Annotated in this window: 16 protein-coding genes, 2 tRNA genes and 1 rRNA gene; 17 read left to right on the top strand and 2 right to left on the bottom strand. The window is 38.8% G+C overall.

Translation table 11 applies throughout. The features are described 5' to 3' along the window. The first annotated feature begins 1 nt into the window (after position 1). Positions 2-469, top strand: coding sequence for a S1 domain-containing RNA-binding protein (locus tag ACH6EI_RS26365; protein ID WP_013054879.1), 468 nt, complete (start codon positions 2-4; stop codon positions 467-469). Between the two features lie 121 nt (positions 470-590). Here ACH6EI_RS26365 and ACH6EI_RS26360 read toward each other — a convergent pair. Both ACH6EI_RS26360 and ACH6EI_RS26355 read right to left on the bottom strand, forming a co-directional pair. Next, positions 591-662, bottom strand: a tRNA-Glu gene (locus ACH6EI_RS26360). A gap of 10 nt (positions 663-672) precedes the next feature. Further along, a tRNA-Met gene (locus ACH6EI_RS26355) sits at positions 673-746 on the bottom strand. 312 nt (positions 747-1,058) lie between these two features. On the opposite strand from ACH6EI_RS26355, the gene spoIIE reads away from it, so the two are divergent. The 16 genes from spoIIE to ACH6EI_RS26275 form a co-directional block, all read left to right on the top strand. Next, on the top strand, positions 1,059-3,536 hold the full coding sequence (spoIIE, locus tag ACH6EI_RS26350) for a stage II sporulation protein E (RefSeq protein ID WP_099330564.1): 2,478 nt from the start codon (positions 1,059-1,061) through the stop codon (positions 3,534-3,536). Between the two features lie 71 nt (positions 3,537-3,607). Further along, the gene (locus tag ACH6EI_RS26345) at positions 3,608-4,348 is read left to right on the top strand and encodes a VWA domain-containing protein (protein WP_013054881.1); all 741 of its coding nucleotides are present in this window, start codon (positions 3,608-3,610) and stop codon (positions 4,346-4,348) included. After that, positions 4,317-5,282, top strand: coding sequence for a protein kinase domain-containing protein (locus ACH6EI_RS26340; RefSeq protein WP_034263697.1), 966 nt, complete (start codon positions 4,317-4,319; stop codon positions 5,280-5,282). The genes ACH6EI_RS26345 and ACH6EI_RS26340 overlap by 32 nt, the downstream gene beginning before the upstream one ends. 96 nt (positions 5,283-5,378) lie before the next feature. Beyond that, on the top strand, positions 5,379-6,755 hold the full coding sequence (gene tilS, locus ACH6EI_RS26335; RefSeq protein WP_028412648.1) for a tRNA lysidine(34) synthetase TilS: 1,377 nt from the start codon (positions 5,379-5,381) through the stop codon (positions 6,753-6,755). 27 nt (positions 6,756-6,782) lie between these two features. Next, a complete protein-coding gene (hpt, locus tag ACH6EI_RS26330) occupies positions 6,783-7,322 on the top strand; it encodes a hypoxanthine phosphoribosyltransferase (protein ID WP_028412649.1) in 540 nt (179 codons plus the stop codon). Positions 7,323-7,415: 93 nt separating this feature from the next. Continuing rightward, positions 7,416-9,326 carry an ATP-dependent zinc metalloprotease FtsH gene (gene ftsH, locus ACH6EI_RS26325; RefSeq protein WP_013054885.1) on the top strand — a complete coding sequence of 637 codons (1,911 nt, stop codon included), beginning with the start codon at positions 7,416-7,418 and terminating at the stop codon, positions 9,324-9,326. Between the two features lie 221 nt (positions 9,327-9,547). Further along, positions 9,548-10,315 (top strand): type III pantothenate kinase, encoded by a 768-nt coding sequence (locus ACH6EI_RS26320; protein WP_013054886.1) that lies wholly within the window; start codon positions 9,548-9,550, stop codon positions 10,313-10,315. Between the two features lie 12 nt (positions 10,316-10,327). After that, positions 10,328-11,206 carry an Hsp33 family molecular chaperone HslO gene (gene hslO, locus ACH6EI_RS26315; protein ID WP_028412650.1) on the top strand — a complete coding sequence of 293 codons (879 nt, stop codon included), beginning with the start codon at positions 10,328-10,330 and terminating at the stop codon, positions 11,204-11,206. A gap of 201 nt (positions 11,207-11,407) precedes the next feature. Continuing rightward, a complete protein-coding gene (gene cysK / locus ACH6EI_RS26310) occupies positions 11,408-12,346 on the top strand; it encodes a cysteine synthase A (RefSeq protein WP_013054888.1) in 939 nt (312 codons plus the stop codon). 97 nt (positions 12,347-12,443) lie between these two features. Further along, positions 12,444-13,859: an aminodeoxychorismate synthase component I gene (gene pabB, locus ACH6EI_RS26305; protein ID WP_028412651.1), complete on the top strand. Its 1,416-nt coding sequence runs from the start codon at positions 12,444-12,446 to the stop codon at positions 13,857-13,859. A 2-nt stretch (positions 13,860-13,861) separates the two neighbouring features. Further along, positions 13,862-14,443, top strand: coding sequence for an aminodeoxychorismate/anthranilate synthase component II (gene pabA / locus ACH6EI_RS26300; RefSeq protein ID WP_028412652.1), 582 nt, complete (start codon positions 13,862-13,864; stop codon positions 14,441-14,443). Between the two features lie 4 nt (positions 14,444-14,447). After that, on the top strand, positions 14,448-15,311 hold the full coding sequence (gene pabC, locus ACH6EI_RS26295) for an aminodeoxychorismate lyase (RefSeq protein WP_028412653.1): 864 nt from the start codon (positions 14,448-14,450) through the stop codon (positions 15,309-15,311). Between the two features lie 21 nt (positions 15,312-15,332). Then, positions 15,333-15,692 carry a dihydroneopterin aldolase gene (folB, locus tag ACH6EI_RS26290; RefSeq protein WP_028412654.1) on the top strand — a complete coding sequence of 120 codons (360 nt, stop codon included), beginning with the start codon at positions 15,333-15,335 and terminating at the stop codon, positions 15,690-15,692. Further along, positions 15,693-16,238, top strand: coding sequence for a 2-amino-4-hydroxy-6-hydroxymethyldihydropteridine diphosphokinase (gene folK, locus ACH6EI_RS26285; protein WP_397378432.1), 546 nt, complete (start codon positions 15,693-15,695; stop codon positions 16,236-16,238). Positions 16,239-16,510: 272 nt separating this feature from the next. Further along, positions 16,511-17,995 (top strand): lysine--tRNA ligase, encoded by a 1,485-nt coding sequence (gene lysS, locus ACH6EI_RS26280; RefSeq protein WP_013054894.1) that lies wholly within the window; start codon positions 16,511-16,513, stop codon positions 17,993-17,995. A 285-nt stretch (positions 17,996-18,280) separates the two neighbouring features. Next, a 16S ribosomal RNA gene (locus ACH6EI_RS26275) occupies positions 18,281-18,391 on the top strand; the annotation flags it as partial.

The raw sequence follows: 18,391 nt of genomic DNA, 5'->3' as shown, positions 1-18,391 counted from the left end.
TATGTCAATCGAAGTAGGCAGCAAGTTACAGGGAAAGGTAACAGGTATTACGAACTTTGGAGCTTTTGTTGAGTTACCAGGAGGTTCAACAGGCTTGGTTCATATCAGTGAAGTAGCTGATAATTACGTAAAGGACATTAACGACCATTTAAAAGTGGGCGACGAAGTTGAAGTCAAAGTAATTAACGTTGAGAAAGATGGTAAAATTGGTCTTTCAATTAAGAAAGCGGTAGACAAACCAGAACGTCCAGAAAGACCAGAGCGTCCTGCAAGAGCGCCACGCTCAGACCGTCCACGTGATTCACGCCCACAACGTAATAACAATCGTGGTGGCGGTAATGATTTCCGTACAAAAGAAACATTCGAACAAAAAATGAATCGTTTCTTAAAAGACAGTGAAGAACGTTTATCTTCCCTAAAACGCCATACCGAATCAAAACGCGGTGGACGCGGTGCAAAACGCGGTTAACTTGCTGCTTATATCAAATAGATAGCGAGTTTTTGGAAAGTACCTTTTATCTAAAAGGTGCTTTTTTTATATGTAAAAAAGAGTAGAAAAAAAGCATGTACTTGTTGTACATGCTTTTTGATGACCCGTACGGGATTCGAACCCGTGTTACCGCCGTGAAAGGGCGGTGTCTTAACCGCTTGACCAACGGGCCGTTATTCGAGTAGCGGCGGAGGGGATCGAACCCCCGACCTCACGGGTATGAACCGTACGCTCTAGCCAGCTGAGCTACACCGCCATTATACGTTCTCTAAAAGACATTTATAATAATATAAAAAAGCAGGGTTATTGTCAATAACTTTTTTGTTATTTTTATAGACTTTTATTTGCTTTTAAAAAAGAATGATGAGCATAGGCTTTCTCTGGGGCGAACAGTATCTCTCATATTTTTTAAATCTCCATGTAAGATTGTACATCTTTTTGTATAGTTTTCAATATAATACTAGAAAATAGTCGAACGATTATAGGTATTTTGCTAGTCCGTTTGACAAAATTTCACCTTTCGCCGCGATATAATAACGAATAAGTATAATTAGCGGGTGGTGGGAGAATGCAAAAGACGGAAAGAGATTTTGCAAGTCCAACAACAGAGGCGGTATTTAACCGAACTAGATTAGAAATGTCCCGTGTATTTACAAAGGCGGGTATGAAAACGGAAAAGGTGTTATTTCAATGGGGATTATTGCTGCTAGTCGTAGGTTTCTTATTAGGACGAGCGTTAATTTTAATGAAAATCATGCCATTTGCTTTGCCATTCTTTGCAGCCGTAATGGCTATAAAGAAAGAAAAAGCACCGTTAGCAAGTTTAGCCGTATTGGCAGGGGCATTTAGTGTTTCCATTCAAAATGGAGGTACCGTATTTGCTACACTATTTGTTTTCTTACTAATTCATCGATTTAGCGGCATACTGACAATGGATCCGTTAAAGAAACTGCCGTTCACTGTATTTAGCGCGATGTTACTTACAAAACTAACTATTTTTTATGTGTTTACCAAGGAATTCACCATGTATGATTTTACATTTGTGGCAGTAGAAGCAGGGTTGAGCTTTATCTTAACAATGATTTTCCTACAAAGCGTGCCTTTAATTTCATATCGAAAGCGAAAACAATCATTAAAAACAGAAGAAGTGATTTCTCTTATTATTTTGTTGGCATCTGTTATGACAGGGACAATAGGGTGGATGATTTACGGCCTTTCGGCTGAACATATATTATCTCGTTACTTAGTACTAGTTTTTGCGTTTGTATCTGGCCCTACGATAGGAGCTACGGTCGGGGTCGTAACCGGTTTAATTTTAAGTTTCGCGAATGTTTCTAGTTTGTACGAAATGAGTTTACTCGCTTTTTCTGGCTTGCTTGGAGGACTTTTAAAAGACGGTAAAAAGCTAGGGGCAGCTCTAGGGCTGGTTGTTGGTTCATTGCTAATTGGCCTATATGCTCAGGCAGATCAAGGATTGACGACTAATTTGTATGAATCACTGACGGCCGTTGTCCTATTTTTATTAACCCCATCTTTTGTTTTGAAAAACTTAAGTAAACTAGTACCAGGGACATCTGAAAATATGCTTGAACAACAGCAGTACGTGCGTAAGATCCGAGATGTAACAGCAAATCGCGTAGAACAGTTTTCAAATGTTTTTCAAGCACTTTCCAAAAGCTTTACGCAAAATGGATTTTACGATGAAAAGCCAAGCGCTGATAAAGAAGTTGATTATTTCTTAAGCAGCGTTACCGAAAGGACGTGCCAATTTTGTTTTAAAAAAGAACAATGCTGGGCACAGCAGTTTGATACAACCTATGAATATATGAAGGAAATTATGCTTGAAGTTGATAATGGCACTCTTGAACAAAATCCAAGGCTAATTCGAGAAATGGACAAACATTGCGTGAAATCGAAAAAAGTCATCGATGTGATTGAGCATGAACTTACGTATTTTAAAGCCAATCAGCACTTAAAAGCACAAATTCAAGAAAGTAGAAGGATTGTAGCAGAACAGCTTCACGGTGTCTCTGAAGTCATGGGGGATTTTGCAAAAGAAATTAAGCGAGAGCGCGAAAATTTAAATGTACAAGAAGAACAGATTTTAGAAGCTCTTCGTAACTTTGGGATGGAAATCAATCAAATTGAAATTTATAGCTTAGAACCTGGAAATGTAGATATTGAAATGTGGGTGCCATATTGTCACGGAAGAGGAGAATGCGAGAAAATTATTGCGCCAATGCTTACGGATATTTTAGGTGAAAGTATTGTAGTAAAGAACGAAGAATGTGCTAAATATCCTCAAGGCTATTGCCACGTTTCGTTTGGCTGTACAAAAGCATACGTTGTTGATACAGGCGTAGCACATGCTGCTAAAGGCGGAGGGTTTGTATCCGGTGACAGCTATTCCATGATTGAGCTAAACGCCGGTAAGTATGCACTAGCTATTAGTGATGGCATGGGAAATGGAGAGCGTGCCCACTATGAAAGCAGCGAAACGCTTCAGCTGTTAAAACAAATTTTACAAACAGGAATAGAAGAGACAATTGCAATCAAATCGATTAACTCTATTTTATCCCTGCGTACAAACGATGAGATCTTTTCGACCTTAGATTTAGCGATGATTGATTTACAAGATGCCAATGTAAACTTCTTGAAAATCGGTTCTACGCCAAGCTTCATCAAACGCGGAGATAAGGTTATTAAAATACAGGCAAGCAATTTGCCAATGGGCATTATTGAAGAATTTGAAGTGGATGTTGTGAATGAACAAATGAAGGCGGAAGACTTGTTAATTATGATGAGTGACGGTGTATTTGAAGGACCGAAACACGTTGAGAACTACGAAATGTGGATGAAGCGAAAAATTGGCGAGCTTCAAACAAACGATCCACAAGAAATTGCAGACTTAATTATGGAAGAAGTTATTCGAACAAAATCAGGTTTAATTGAAGATGATATGACGGTAGTTGTGGCAAAACTTCAGCACAATACCCCGAAATGGTCATCGATTCCTTCTTACGCTTATCGTAAAAAAGCACAATAGTTAGATAGAAGTATATTTTATCTCCTCCTCGTCTATCATGTTAATACTGATAATGAGGAGGGGATTTTTTTATGAAAAAAGGTACATTGAAACAGATGTTGGTCATTACGGACGGTGGTTCGAATACAGGTGAAGATCCGGTAGCAATGGCTGCACTAGCTAAAGAACAAGGAATTAGTGTAAACGTTATTGGTGTGATGGAAGAGGATACAATTGATGAGCAAAGCACGAATGAAATAGAAGGCATTGCCATGTCAGGCGGTGGCGTGAGTCAAATTGTTTACGTAAAACAGCTGTCTCAAACTGTTCAAATGGTTACAAGGCAGGCAATGACGCAAACACTTCAAGGCGTTGTAAATAAAGAACTTCAGCAAATTCTAGGTTCCTCTAATTCAAGATTAGAAGAGTTATCTCCTGAGAAGCGAGGAGAAATCATGGAAGTGGTTGATGAACTTGGGGAAACGGTTGACTTAGAGATTCTTATTTTAGTTGACATGAGCGGAAGTATGAAAAATAAGCTCCCTACTGTAAAGGAGTCGCTGTTAGATTTATCGTTAAGCTTGAATGCTCGCATGGGGCACAATCAATTTTCAATCTTTTTATTTCCTGGGAAAAAGAAAGATGTAGAGAAGCTAATGGACTGGAATCCAAGATTAGAGTCGCTTTCAACGATTTTCCCAAAACTAACAGCAGGAGGTATTACGCCTACTGGACCGGCTATCAAAGAGGCTACTCATTATTTCACCAAAAAGCGCTCATTGAGAGGGTTGTTAAAAAATAATGAACAATACATTGAAGAATCAGGTATGTAACCTATCTCCGGGAACAGAAATTCAAGGGAAATGGCATCACGTCCATTATAAAATTCTTGAGAAATTAGGCGTGGGAGCAACTGGAGTTGTCTACTTAGTCCAATTAGTAAACGGAACGCTAGCGGCGTTAAAAATAAGCTTTTCCAACATGTCCGTTACAGCAGAAGTGAATGTATTAAAAAAGTTGTCTCAAGTCAAAGACAAAGTGCTAGGACCGCGTTTACTTGATGTAGATGATTGGAGCTATGGTTCTCACGCTCTTTCTTTCTATGTAATGGAGTATGTGAAAGGGCAGCCTCTCCTTTCTTTTATCTCAACAAGAGGGACAGAATGGTTGCAAGTGTTTGCAAGTCAGCTCTTAACAGACTTAGAAAACCTTCATGAAGAAGGGTGGGTATTTGGCGATTTAAAACCCGAAAACCTGGTCGTAACATCTAACCCCGTAAAAGTTCGATGGATCGACGTGGGAGGAACAACTCTGCAAGGGCGGTCAATAAAAGAATTTACCGACTTTTATGATCGAGCGCACTGGGGGCTTGGCTCCCGAAAAGCAGAACCGACCTATGATTTGTTTGCCGTATCTATGGTTTTGATTCACGCGGCTTATGGCAAGCGAATTAATAAAACAGACAAACCGGCTGAACAATTAAAACAATTTATATTAACAACAAAGCAGTTGGAACCTTTCGGAGACGTTTTGTATCAAGCGGTTACGGGAAAGTATAAGTCAGCTAAAGAAATGAAAACAGAGGTGTTATCGGTCGAAAAAAGAAGAGGGGCAAAAAGTAGAGGAACAAAGCCTCAAAACGTTCGTCAACCGTCTGCCCCTCGTGTTAAAGTAAAGAAGAAGCGTTCTCACGTGTTAGAGACGCTACTACTTTGTACGTCTGTAATGTTGATTTATATTTTGTATCTATTTATTCAAGTGCTATAAAGTTTGGAGAAATTGTGAAACTTTCCTTATAGTCATTCGTATAAAGTAAATTAATGATACATTATTGCGTGTACATTATAAGGATGAGTCATTCCTATGGAAAAGCAAGTGAACAATTTTATGACAAAACATCAGTTATTATCCGCAGGCTCTACGGTGGTTGTAGGTATTTCTGGTGGTCCTGATTCTTTAGCGCTGCTGCATTTCTTATGGAGTCTGAAAGAGCAAAAATCTCTTACGATTATTGCTGCTCATGTTGATCATATGTTCCGGGGCCAAGAGTCACAGCAAGACATGGAATATGTGCAGAACTACTGCAAACAATTGAATATTAAATGTGAGGCGAAGCAGATTGATGTTACTGCCTATCAGAAGGAAAGAAAGCTATCTTCTCAAGTAGCTGCCAGAGAATGCCGCTATGCATTTTTTACTCATGTTATGAAGAAGCACAAAGCAAACCTTCTTGCATTAGGACATCACGGAGATGATCAGATTGAAACGATGTTAATGCGAATGGTTCGAGGTAGTACGATGAATGGATACGCAGGGATGCAGCCCAAGCGGCCATATGGGCATGGATTTATTATTAGGCCTTTCCTAGCCGTAACGAAAGAAGAAATCAATCGCTACTGTAAGCTACATGGGCTTACACCTCGAATTGATCCGAGTAATGAGAAAGACTCGTACACGAGAAATCGGTTTCGTCATTACGTTTTGCCATTTTTAAAGCAAGAAAACGTCGCTGTACATGAAAAATTTCAACAATTTAGCGAGAACTTGCACGAAGATCAAGCATACTTAGAGGAATTAACGACCGATGTGATGAATAAAGTAATGAGAAAGAAATTGCAAAATGAAATTCTCATTGATAGAGATTGTTTTCTAAGGATACGCAAGCCTTTACAAAGGCGTGGTATTCAACTAATATTAAACTATCTCTATAAAGAAATTCCTCCAACCCTTTCCTCAGCGCATGTTGACACGTTAGTAGGATTTTGTGAAAGTGAAAAACCGTCTGGGACGCTTGACTTTCCAAATGGTTTACGCATTATCCGATCTTACAACGACTGTCTTTTCACCTTTAATGAGGGGAACATCGAGCCATATGAATTTATTGTTCCGATTCCAGGGGTCGTTGAGCTTCCAAATGGTCACCAGCTTATTTGTGAAATACATAATAAAGTCGAAGATATAAAAGGAAACGATGTTTTTCTTTTAGATGAAGCTCACGATTTACAATCATTAAAGGTAAGGACACGAAAAAATGGCGATAAAATGCGAGTAAAGGGCATGAAGGGACATAAAAAAGTAAAGGATATTTTTATCGATGAAAAAATCCCTTTACACTTCAGAGATCATTGGCCGGTAGTGGAAGATAGCCAAGGAACTATTTTGTGGCTACCTGGTTTGAAAAAATCTGCTTATGAACTGCATACACATAAGTCCAGATATGTTATTTTATACTATAAGTAGCGAAAACTTCTAGGAGGCAAGTAAGGAATGAAGCAGGATATTCAAGAAATTTTGATTTCAGAAGAAGAAATACAACAGAAAGTAAAAGAATTGGGTAAGCTATTATCTGAGGAATACGCTGACCGTTTTCCTTTGGTAATCGGTGTACTAAAAGGCGCTATGCCTTTTATGTCTGATCTAATTAAGCGTGTTGATACATATTTAGAAATGGATTTTATGGATGTATCAAGTTATGGCAATGCGATGGTTTCTTCTGGTGAAGTAAAAATCCTAAAAGATTTAGATACATCAGTTGAAGGTCGAGACATTCTTATCTTAGAGGATATTATCGACAGCGGCTTAACACTTAGCTATCTTGTAGAGTTATTCAAGTACCGTAAAGCTAAGTCAATTAAGATTGTCACACTCTTAGACAAACCAACAGGTCGTAAAGCAGCTATTAAAGCAGATTACGTTGGATTTGAAGTACCTGATGCGTTCGTAGTAGGGTATGGATTGGATTATCAAGAAAAATATCGTAACCTGCCGTATATTGGGGTTCTTAAACCGCAAGTATACAGCAATTAAGAAGCACATATCCAAGTGCAATTTATTGGATAGGATAAATGTTCTATGTTAGTATTGAATACAGTATTTGTTTATCGTGGGAGGAGGTAAGAAATGAATCGGATCTTCCGTAATACCATCTTTTATTTACTTATATTTTTAGTCATTATTGGCGTGGTAAGCTTCTTTAGTGGCTCTAATCAAAAAGCAGAACCAATGAGATACGATACATTTGTTCAACACTTAGACAAAGGTGATGTGAAATCACTCTCTATGAAGCCTGAAAGAGGCGTGTATGTTGTGCAAGGAAAGTTAGATTCTTATAAAAAGGATCAAACGTTCCAAACTTACATCGTAGATGGTGACAAAGCACTTGATCGTATTGACGCTGCTTCAGAAAATAATCAAGTAGAAGTTGATTTTAAACCTGCTGATGAAACAAGCGGCTGGGTAACGTTCTTTACGTCAATCATTCCGTTTGTTATTATTTTCATCCTATTCTTCTTCTTACTGAACCAAGCTCAGGGCGGCGGAAGTCGTGTTATGAACTTCGGTAAGAGTAAGGCTAAGCTTTACAGCGAAGAAAAGAAAAAGGTTAAATTTAAAGACGTAGCTGGTGCAGACGAAGAAAAGCAAGAACTTGTGGAAGTTGTTGAGTTCTTAAAAGATCCTCGTAAATTCGCAGAGCTAGGTGCAAGAATTCCGAAGGGTGTCTTACTTGTGGGACCTCCTGGTACTGGTAAAACATTATTAGCAAGAGCTGTTGCTGGTGAAGCAGGCGTTCCTTTCTTCTCTATCAGTGGTTCGGACTTTGTTGAAATGTTTGTTGGGGTCGGTGCTTCTCGTGTTCGTGATTTATTCGAAAATGCGAAGAAGAATGCTCCATGTATTATCTTTATTGATGAAATCGATGCTGTAGGTCGTCAACGTGGCGCAGGTCTTGGTGGTGGACACGATGAGCGTGAACAAACATTGAACCAGTTGCTTGTTGAGATGGATGGTTTTGGTGCTAACGAAGGTATCATTATTATTGCAGCAACAAACCGCCCGGATATTTTAGATCCAGCGTTATTACGTCCAGGCCGCTTCGACCGTCAAATTACGGTAGATCGTCCAGATGTAAATGGCCGTGAAGCAGTGCTTAAAGTACATGCTCGCAATAAGCCTTTAGATGAATCAGTAAACTTAAAAGCAATTGCTATGCGTACGCCAGGTTTCTCAGGTGCAGATTTAGAAAACTTGTTAAACGAAGCTGCCTTAGTAGCTGCTAGACAGGACAAAAAGAAAATTGAAATGGTCGATATTGACGAAGCAACAGACCGCGTAATTGCAGGTCCAGCTAAGAAAAGTCGAGTTATTTCTAAAAAAGAACGCAATATTGTTGCTTATCATGAAGCAGGACATACAATTATCGGTGTCGTATTAGACGAAGCTGATATGGTACATAAAGTAACCATTGTTCCACGTGGGCAAGCTGGTGGATATGCTGTTATGTTACCAAAAGAAGATCGCTACTTTATGACGAAGCCAGAGCTGCTGGATAAAATTGTTGGATTGCTTGGTGGTCGCGTAGCTGAGGAAATTATTTTCGGCGAAGTGAGTACAGGTGCTCACAATGACTTCCAGCGTGCAACAAGCATCGCTCGTAAAATGGTAACAGAATACGGTATGAGTGAAAAGTTAGGACCAATGCAATTCGGTCAATCACAACAAGGCCAAGTATTCTTAGGTCGTGATTTACACAGTGAACAAAACTACAGTGATGCGATTGCTCATGAAATTGATAATGAAATCCAACGTTTCATTAAAGAAAGCTATGAGCGTGCGAAGCAGATCTTAACGGAAAACCGTGACAAGTTAGAGCTTGTAGCTCAAACATTGTTAGAAGTAGAAACGTTAGACGCTGAGCAGATCAACCACTTAGTAGATCATGGAACTCTTCCAGACCGTTCTAGTCACGTAACAGATGAAGATGTTAAAGTAAACATCCAAACAAAGACAGACGATGAAGAGCCAAAAGCATAAGATCAAAAAAGATCAGTGGAGACAATCTCCACTGATCTTTTTTATTTGGTAGAAGTTAGGTTTGGCAAAAAGTTTTTCATATATATAGTGGATAAGTAGGATATCCACTAGAGAATTGTGTCATTATATTCCTATTTTATCTAGAATATACACGTCTATTTACCAGTTATGGTATGATGGTTTCAGTGTGAATACTGAATTTAAATAAAGTGGTGATTGAAATGATTTTTGTATTAGATGTTGGAAATACCAATACGGTATTAGGTGTATACGATGGAGATGAATTAAAGTACCATTGGCGTGTAGAAACAAGCCGTAATAAAACAGAAGACGAGTATGGCATGACAATCAAAGCCTTGCTTGAGCACGTTAGTTTATCTTTTAAAGATATTCATGGTATTATTATTTCCTCTGTTGTTCCTCCTATTATGTTTGCATTGGAGAGAATGTGTCAAAAGTATTTTCATTTAAAGCCGCTTGTTGTTGGTCCTGGAATTAAGACGGGTTTAAATATTAAATATGAAAATCCACGTGAAGTGGGAGCAGACCGTATTGTCAATGCTGTTGCTGGAATTCAGCTGTACGGAAGCCCTTTAATTATCGTTGATTTTGGTACCGCAACCACATATTGCTACATTGATGAAAATAAGCAATATATGGGTGGTGCAATTGCCCCTGGTATTAATATTTCGACAGAAGCTCTTTATTCAAGAGCATCTAAGCTTCCGCGTATTGAAATTGCGCGACCAAATAGCATTGTTGGGAAAAATACAGTATCTGCGATGCAAGCAGGTATTTTATATGGATACGTTGGACAAGTAGAAGGAATTGTAGCAAGAATGAAAGAGCAAGCAACAGTAAATCCTAAAGTTATTGCTACTGGAGGACTCGCAACATTGATTGCTAAAGAGTCGGATATTATTGATATTGTGGATCCATTTTTGACTTTAAAAGGATTACAAATAATCTATACAAAAAATATGGAGTAAGAGGTGTATATTATGGGCGACTATTTAGTAAAAGCACTAGCTTACAATAGTCAAGTTCGCGCTTATGCGGTAAAAACAACGGATACAGTTGGAGAAGCGCAGCGCCGTCACTATACATGGCCTACAGCCTCTGCAGCATTGGGACGTTCAATGACTGCGGGAGTTATGATGGGGGCTATGCTAAAAGGTGAGCAAAAGCTAACAATTAAAATTGAAGGCCGCGGCCCAATTGGTGTTATCTTAGTAGACAGCAATGCCAAGGGTGAAGTGCGTGGATATGTAACGAACCCGCAAACGCACTTCGATTTAAATCAGCATGGAAAATTAGATGTAGCACGTGCTGTAGGTACAGATGGTACGCTGAGTGTTGTAAAAGATATCGGGATGCGTGATCAATTTAATGGACAAGTACCTATCGTATCGGGAGAATTAGGAGAGGATTTCACGTATTATTTCGTGACATCTGAGCAAGTTCCATCTTCAGTAGGTGTAGGTGTACTTGTTAACCCTGATAACACAATCTTAGCTGCGGGTGGATTTATCATTCAGCTTATGCCAGGAACAGATGATCAAACGATTACAGCTATTGAACAACGTTTACAAACGATTGAACCCATTTCAAAACTGATCCAAAAAGGTCTTTCTCCTGAGGAAATCTTAGAAGAAGTTCTTGGAAAAGAAAACGTAAAGTTTCTAGAGACAATGCCTGTAGAGTTCAAATGTCAGTGCTCAGAAGAAAGAATTGCTAATGCCATTATCAGCTTAGGAAAAGAAGAGATTCAATCGATGATTGAGGAAGACGGCCAAGCTGAAGCACAGTGTCATTTTTGTAATGAAACCTATCGTTTTGATAAAAAGCAGCTAGAAGAAATGAAAGAACAAGCAATTTAAATGAAATAAAAGATTCTTTAAAGGCGTCATTTTATAAATGAACGCCTTTTTTTATAAGTGTTAAGTCCTATTTATGTATATATTGATCTAAAAATATAACAAAAATAGGTAAATGGAAAGACAAAATGATTGACAATTTAGAAAACATCTGATAAATTGTATACAAAATCAATAAAATTAGTTGGTATTAGGAGTGGTCATATGGCACGTATTGCAAATTCAATTACAGAGTTAATTGGTCAAACACCAATCGTAAAACTAAACCGTCTAGTTGAAGAAGATATGGCGGATGTATATTTAAAATTAGAATTTATGAACCCAGGAAGCAGCGTAAAAGATCGTATCGCATTAGCAATGATCGAAGATGCTGAAGCAAAAGGTGTATTAAAGCCTGGAGACACCATCATTGAACCAACAAGCGGTAACACAGGAATTGGCTTAGCAATGGTAGCTGCAGCAAAAGGATACCGTGCTATTTTAACAATGCCTGAAACGATGAGTATTGAGCGTCGTAATCTGCTTCGTGCGTACGGTGCAGAGTTAGTGTTAACACCAGGTCCAGAAGGAATGAAAGGTGCGGTTAATAAAGCAACTGAGCTTGCAAAAGAGCACGGCTACTTTATTCCTCAGCAGTTCCAAAATGAAGCTAACCCAGAAGTGCACCGTCAAACAACGGCTAAAGAGATCATCGAGCAGTTTGGCGATCAGCTAGATGGATTTGTGGCAGGTATTGGTACTGGCGGTACTATTACAGGTGCTGGCGAAGTATTAAAAGAAAAGTATCCAAACATCAAAATTTATGCGGTAGAGCCAGCTGATTCTCCGATCTTAAGTGGTGGTCAACCAGGACCTCATAAAATTCAAGGAATCGGTGCAAACTTTGTTCCGGATACGCTTAACACGGAAGTATATGACGAAGTTGTCGCTGTTCAAAACGACCAAGCTTTTGAATATGCACGTAAAGTAGCAAAAACAGAAGGCGTACTAGTAGGTATCTCTTCTGGGGCTGCGATTTATGCTGCGTTAAAAGCTGCAAAACAGCTAGGAAAAGGTAAAAAAGTGTTAGCGATTATTCCAAGTAACGGTGAGCGTTACTTAAGTACTCCATTGTTCCAATTCGAGGAACAAACACAAGCATAAAAACCATAAAAGAACAGCTTCTATATGAAGCTGTTTTTTTTCATCTGAGAATCATGTAAAATGAAAGCAGGTGATTTATTTTTAGGAGAGTGAACAAATGCAGCAAAGAATGACTTGGGGCGAATCTATTTCTATCTCTAAAAACCAATGGTTCAAAAAATATCAAGAGTTGTCAAAAGAGGAACCGAATCATATCCTGCTTGAAAGCGGTCGAGGCGGAAAGTTTCAAATGATGGGATTAAAACCTGTAGCCATTTTGCGAGGCGAACAAAACGAGCTTCATATCAAAACGGATGGCCAAGCTACTGTTCAAAAAGGTAATCCGCTTCATCTTATGCGAGACTGGATGAAGAAGTTTGAAGCAGAGGTGAATCCAGATCTTCCTCCTTTTCAAGGTGGAGCAATTGGCTTTATTAGCTATGATTATATCCGCTATGTAGAAACCATACCTGATCTTGCTGAAGATTCATTGAAAACGCCGGACGTTTATTTCCTTATTTTCGATGACGTATTTGTATATGATCAAGAAAAGGAAAAGCTCTGGATTATCGTTAACGATGAAGCAGATTGTAAAGAGCAGGCACATAAGCGTATTGATCAATACAAAAAGGACTGGATGGAGGCAAGTGCTGAAGGGCTCTCATATGAGCGTATTCATCGTGTTGCCGAAAAGAGTGAGGTTTCAATGTCTGAAGCTGCTTTTTCAGATGCCACAACTCGCGTACATGAGTACATCGGGCAAGGCGATGTGTTTCAAGTGAACTTATCTGTTCGACAGTCTCAACAGCTTCAAACTCATCCTATGCATATCTACGAACAGGTACGAAAAATCAACCCGTCTCCTTATATGTCTTATATGCAGACAGAAGAATTTCACATTGTGAGCTGTTCACCAGAACTATTAGTGAAAAAAGCCGGTGACGAAATCAGTACGAGACCAATTGCGGGAACGCGCTCTCGCGGTAAGGATGATCAAGAAGACCAACAGTTAGCGGATGAGCTTATTCATAACGAAAAAGAGCGTGCAGAGCATGTGATGCTTGTTGATTTGGAGCGTAATGACCTTGGTAGAGTAAGCGACTATGGTACCGTTCATGTTGACGAGTTTATGGTTATTGAAAAGTATTCACATGTGATGCATATTGTGTCTAATGTAAAAGGCAAGCTCGCGCGCAATAAAGATTTTGTAGATATTGTAGATGCGGTTTTTCCTGGAGGAACGATTACTGGAGCGCCTAAAGTTCGTACAATGGAAATCATTGAAGAACTTGAACCTGTAAGGCGAGGAATTTATACAGGATCGATTGGTTGGATTGGGTTTAATGGAGATATGGAATTAAATATTGCGATTCGCACTATGATTATTCAAGACGGCCAAGCTTATGTGCAGGCTGGTGCGGGTGTTGTAATTGATTCAAATCCGAAACACGAATACAAAGAATCACTGAAAAAAGCAATTGCACTATGGAAAGCAAAAGAGCAGAGCGAAAATGAGCTGAGTGAGGGTGAGTAAAGATGATATTAATGATTGATAATTATGATTCTTTTACGTTTAATTTAGTACAGTATTTAGGTGAGCTAGGGCATGAGCTTCTTGTAAAAAGAAATGATGAAATTACACTTTCTGAAATTGAAGTGCTAAATCCAGATTTCTTGATGATCTCCCCGGGACCTTGTAGTCCTAACGAAGCGGGAATCAGTTTAGAAGCCATCGAGTATTTTGCAGGTAAGATTCCAATATTCGGCGTATGCTTAGGGCATCAGTCGATTGGGCAAGCTTTTGGAGGGAATGTGATTCGTGCGGATAAATTAATGCACGGTAAAACATCTGAAATGCATCATGATGGCCGTACTATCTTTAAAGATCTTGATAATCCGTTCACGGCAACTCGATATCATTCTTTGATTGTAGAAAAAAGTTCACTGCCGGATTGCTTTGAGATTTCAGCGTGGACAGCAGAAGATGAAATTATGGCGATTCGCCATAAATCATTACCTATTGAAGGGGTACAGTTCCACCCTGAATCTATCATGACTTCTTACGGTAAAGAAATGCTGAAGAATTTTATTGAAACTTACGAAAAAAAGCGAGTGTAATGATATGTATATATACGTAAATGGTGAAGTAAAGCCTGCGTCTGAAGCCACTATTTCTCCGTTTGATCACGGATATATGTATGGTCTAGGGCTATTTGAAACGCTACGAGTTTATGATGGTCATCCATTTTTAGTGGAAGACCATCTGGATCGACTGCGTAGCAGCTTACGTGAATTAAATATTGTATGGGACTACTCCACACAGGACGTGTTGGCAATTATTAATAGTCTGTTAATGAAAAACAATGAGAGAAATGCGTATGTTCGATTAAATGTTTCAGCAGGAAATGGCGGAATTGGACTGCAAGTGGAAGAATATGACAATCCATCTACAATTGTATACATGAAATCAATGCCTCATCCATCGAGCCCCCTTGTAAAAGAGGGGCTTATTCTTGAGACAAAGCGAAATACGCCCGAAGGAACCGTGAGGTTGAAGTCTCATCATTATTTAAACAATGTACTGGCTAAGCGAGAAGTTGGTTCAGACTTAAATAAAGAGGGTATTTTTTTAACAAAAGAAGGGTTCTTAGCCGAAGGTATTGTGTCCAATTTATTTTTTGTAAAAGATGATTGTGTATATACACCGTCTCTTGAAACAGGTATCTTAAATGGAATTACGAGACAGTTTATCTTTACGCTTTTAAAAAAGAAAAACATAGAAGTTGTAGAAGGTTTATTTACGGCGGAACAGCTTTTGGAGAGTGATGAAGCTTTCGTTACAAATTCCATTCAAGAAATCGTACCTCTTCGAAGTATAAAGGATAAGAAGTTTTCAGTAGGAGACCATACGTTAACAGCTCAGTTGCAAAAAGAGTATCGCTCTTACACGATGTCGCTAATGAGTCGACGCGAGCTACATGTATAAAAGCGAAAGGAGAGGCTAAAGATGGATAAAATTTATGTGAATGATATGCGTTTCTATGGATATCATGGTGTATTTCCAGAAGAAAATAAATTAGGGCAGCGTTTTCACGTGGATTTAACTGTAGAACTAGATTTAAAACAAGCTGGTACTACGGACAATTTAGAATACTCGGTGAGCTATGCAGATTTATACCAAACATGCCAGGAAGTTGTAGAGAAGCGCACGTTCAAGTTAGTTGAAACGGTGGCCGAAACGATTGCATCTGAATTGCTTGCTAATTACGAACTCGTGCAGGCTTGTACAGTAAAGGTATATAAGCCTGATCCGCCAATTCCCGGTTATTATCAATCGGTAGCTATTGAAATTAAAAGGAGCCGTTGAATGACAACAGAAGCATATATTGCATTAGGATCAAATATTGAAAATCGAATGGAACATTTGAAGTCGGGAGTTACTGGCTTGATGAAACATTCTGAGGTTAAGGTAGTGGCTGTTTCATCTGTTTATGAAACGGCCCCGGTCGGGTATATGAATCAAGCAAGCTTTTTAAACATGGTAGTAAAAATACAAACAACGTATTCGTCAGAGCAACTTTTAGATTGTTTGCAAGCTATTGAACAAGCGGCAGGTCGAAAAAGAGAGATTGTATGGGGACCTAGAACCCTTGATTTGGATATCTTACTTTATAGTAATGAAATCATTCATACGGATAGGCTGAACGTCCCTCATCCCCGAATGTTTGAACGGGCGTTTGTGATGGTTCCTCTGAACGAACTAGCTTCATCTCTTATTCTCCCTGTAGCAGAAGAAAAAGTTGAAACCATCACAAAACGGTTATCGGATTTAAAAGATGTAAAATTATTTCGAGAGCAAACAACTGATATACTAGATATGTTCGAAAATAATAGGAATGATTTACATAAGTAAAAATGAATCTTATTAGTTGATTCATTTTTATATTGGCGTAAAGTAGAGTTCACAGTGAAAACTTTAAGGTTTGGGTTCGCAGGTTGTTGGTTTATTCGGTAGCTTGTTAGAGAAATCGAAGAAAAAGAGAAGCGAAGCAAGAATAAAGCGATTTGACATAGAGAAACGACTGAACCTATAATAATTTTAAAGAAACGTAGTAGTTGCCAGTAAACATGCTGGCCTTTTTTCTGTTTCGGAAAACTTAATTATACGATGGAGATGAGTAAACGATGAGTCATGAAGAATTAAATGATCAATTTCTCGTTCGTCGCGAAAAAATGAGCAACCTACGAGATCAGGGTATTGATCCGTTTGGTCAACGTTTTGAACGTACACATACATCACAGCAATTAATTAGTGAGTATGACGAGTTAACAAAAGAACAGTTAGAAGAAAATGAAGTGCCTGTGTCACTAGCTGGTCGTATTATGACAAAGCGTGGAAAAGGAAAAGCAGGTTTCGCTCACGTTCAAGATTTAACAGGACAAATTCAGCTTTATGTACGTAAAGATGCAATTGGCGAAGAACAGTACGAAATCTTCAGCAGCGTAGATATCGGTGACTTGGTAGGGGTTGAAGGTGTTTTATTCAAAACAAAAGTTGGCGAACTTTCTATTAAAGTAAAAGATTTCACGTTACTAACAAAAGCGCTTCGTCCACTTCCAGATAAATATCATGGTTTAAAAGATATTGAACAGCGCTACCGTCAACGTTACTTAGATTTAATTACAAACCCAGAAAGTAAACAAACATTTATCTCAAGAAGCCGCATTATTCAATCGATGCGCCGTTACTTAGATAATCACGGATACTTAGAAGTTGAAACACCGATGATGCATTCAATCGCAGGTGGAGCAGCAGCTCGTCCGTTTGTGACACACCACAATGCGCTTGATATGGAACTTTATATGCGTATTGCGATTGAACTTCATTTAAAACGTTTAATCGTAGGTGGATTAGAAAAAGTATATGAAATTGGCCGTGTATTCCGTAATGAAGGTGTATCTACACGTCACAATCCTGAATTTACAATGATCGAATTGTACGAAGCGTATGCGGACTACAAAGATATCATGGCTTTAACAGAGAACTTAATTGCACACATTGCGCAAGAAGTACTTGGCACAACAAAGATTCAGTATGGTGATCAAGAGGTAGACCTAACGCCAGAATGGACAAGACTTCATATGGTCGATGCTATTAAACAATATACGGGCGTAGACTTCTGGGGAGAAACATCTGTTGAAGAAGCTCGTGCTTTAGCAAAAGAACACGGGGTAGAAATCACTGAACATATGCAATATGGACATATTGTAAATGAATTCTTTGAACAAAAAGTAGAAGAGCAGTTAATTCAACCGACGTTCATTTACGGACATCCTGTAGAAATCTCTCCACTTGCTAAGAAAAATGCGGAAGATCCGCGTTTTACTGACCGTTTTGAGCTGTTTATCGTTGCGCGTGAACACGCGAACGCATTTACAGAGCTAAATGATCCAATTGACCAACGTGAGCGCTTTGAAGCTCAGTTGAAAGAGAAAGAACAAGGAAACGATGAAGCACATGAGATGGATGATGACTTCATTGAGGCATTAGAATACGGTATGCCACCTACAGGTGGTCTAGGAATCGGTATTGACCGCCTTGTTATGTTACTAACAAATGCACCGTCAATCCGTGATGTACTATTATTCCCACATATGCGTCAACGCTAAAAAAAGAGATGGCTACGGCCATCTTTTTTTTAGGTATTAATATTAGAAAATTTAAACTTTTAATTTACCTCTTGTTTTTATGAAAACGATTTGGTATATTTATATCTGTTGCTAACGCAGATAAGCGAAAACAACAAAAAGAAATAAAAAAAGTTGTTGACATTACGTTGATAACTTGATAAGATAGTAAAGTCGCTTAAGAGCGGCGGTTGAACTTTGAAAACTGAACAAAGCGACAAACGTCAACGTTAATTTTTATTTTTTAAATTGAGCAAGTCAAACATTTCTTCGGAGAGTTTGATCCTGGCTCAGGATGAACGCTGGCGGCGTGCCTAATACATGCAAGTCGAGCGAACTGATTAGAAGCTTGCTTCTAAGACGTTAGCGGCGGACGGG

It is taken from the genome of Priestia sp. JSM ZJ58, from assembly GCF_044383985.1.
In the GTDB taxonomy this organism is placed as follows: Bacteria; Bacillota; Bacilli; order Bacillales; family Bacillaceae_H; genus Priestia; species Priestia zanthoxyli.
The sequence above is the reverse complement of the archived record's forward strand: the minus strand, read 5'-3'. Positions and strand labels throughout refer to the sequence as shown.

Excerpts from the sequence above, each read along its gene's own strand:
- ACH6EI_RS26345 (WP_013054881.1), top strand. The coding sequence starts at position 3,608 with ATGAAAAAAGGTACATTGAAACAGATGTTGGTCATTACGGACGGTGGT.
- folK (WP_397378432.1), top strand. The coding sequence starts at position 15,693 with ATGACAACAGAAGCATATATTGCATTAGGATCAAATATTGAAAATCGA.
- spoIIE (WP_099330564.1), top strand. The coding sequence starts at position 1,059 with ATGCAAAAGACGGAAAGAGATTTTGCAAGTCCAACAACAGAGGCGGTA.
- ACH6EI_RS26365 (WP_013054879.1), top strand. The coding sequence starts at position 2 with ATGTCAATCGAAGTAGGCAGCAAGTTACAGGGAAAGGTAACAGGTATT.
- cysK (WP_013054888.1), top strand. The coding sequence starts at position 11,408 with ATGGCACGTATTGCAAATTCAATTACAGAGTTAATTGGTCAAACACCA.
- pabC (WP_028412653.1), top strand. The coding sequence starts at position 14,448 with ATGTATATATACGTAAATGGTGAAGTAAAGCCTGCGTCTGAAGCCACT.
- lysS (WP_013054894.1), top strand. The coding sequence starts at position 16,511 with ATGAGTCATGAAGAATTAAATGATCAATTTCTCGTTCGTCGCGAAAAA.
- hpt (WP_028412649.1), top strand. The coding sequence starts at position 6,783 with ATGAAGCAGGATATTCAAGAAATTTTGATTTCAGAAGAAGAAATACAA.
- ACH6EI_RS26320 (WP_013054886.1), top strand. The coding sequence starts at position 9,548 with ATGATTTTTGTATTAGATGTTGGAAATACCAATACGGTATTAGGTGTA.
- pabB (WP_028412651.1), top strand. The coding sequence starts at position 12,444 with ATGCAGCAAAGAATGACTTGGGGCGAATCTATTTCTATCTCTAAAAAC.
- pabA (WP_028412652.1), top strand. The coding sequence starts at position 13,862 with ATGATATTAATGATTGATAATTATGATTCTTTTACGTTTAATTTAGTA.
- ACH6EI_RS26340 (WP_034263697.1), top strand. The coding sequence starts at position 4,317 with ATGAACAATACATTGAAGAATCAGGTATGTAACCTATCTCCGGGAACA.
- ftsH (WP_013054885.1), top strand. The coding sequence starts at position 7,416 with ATGAATCGGATCTTCCGTAATACCATCTTTTATTTACTTATATTTTTA.
- tilS (WP_028412648.1), top strand. The coding sequence starts at position 5,379 with ATGGAAAAGCAAGTGAACAATTTTATGACAAAACATCAGTTATTATCC.
- folB (WP_028412654.1), top strand. The coding sequence starts at position 15,333 with ATGGATAAAATTTATGTGAATGATATGCGTTTCTATGGATATCATGGT.
- hslO (WP_028412650.1), top strand. The coding sequence starts at position 10,328 with ATGGGCGACTATTTAGTAAAAGCACTAGCTTACAATAGTCAAGTTCGC.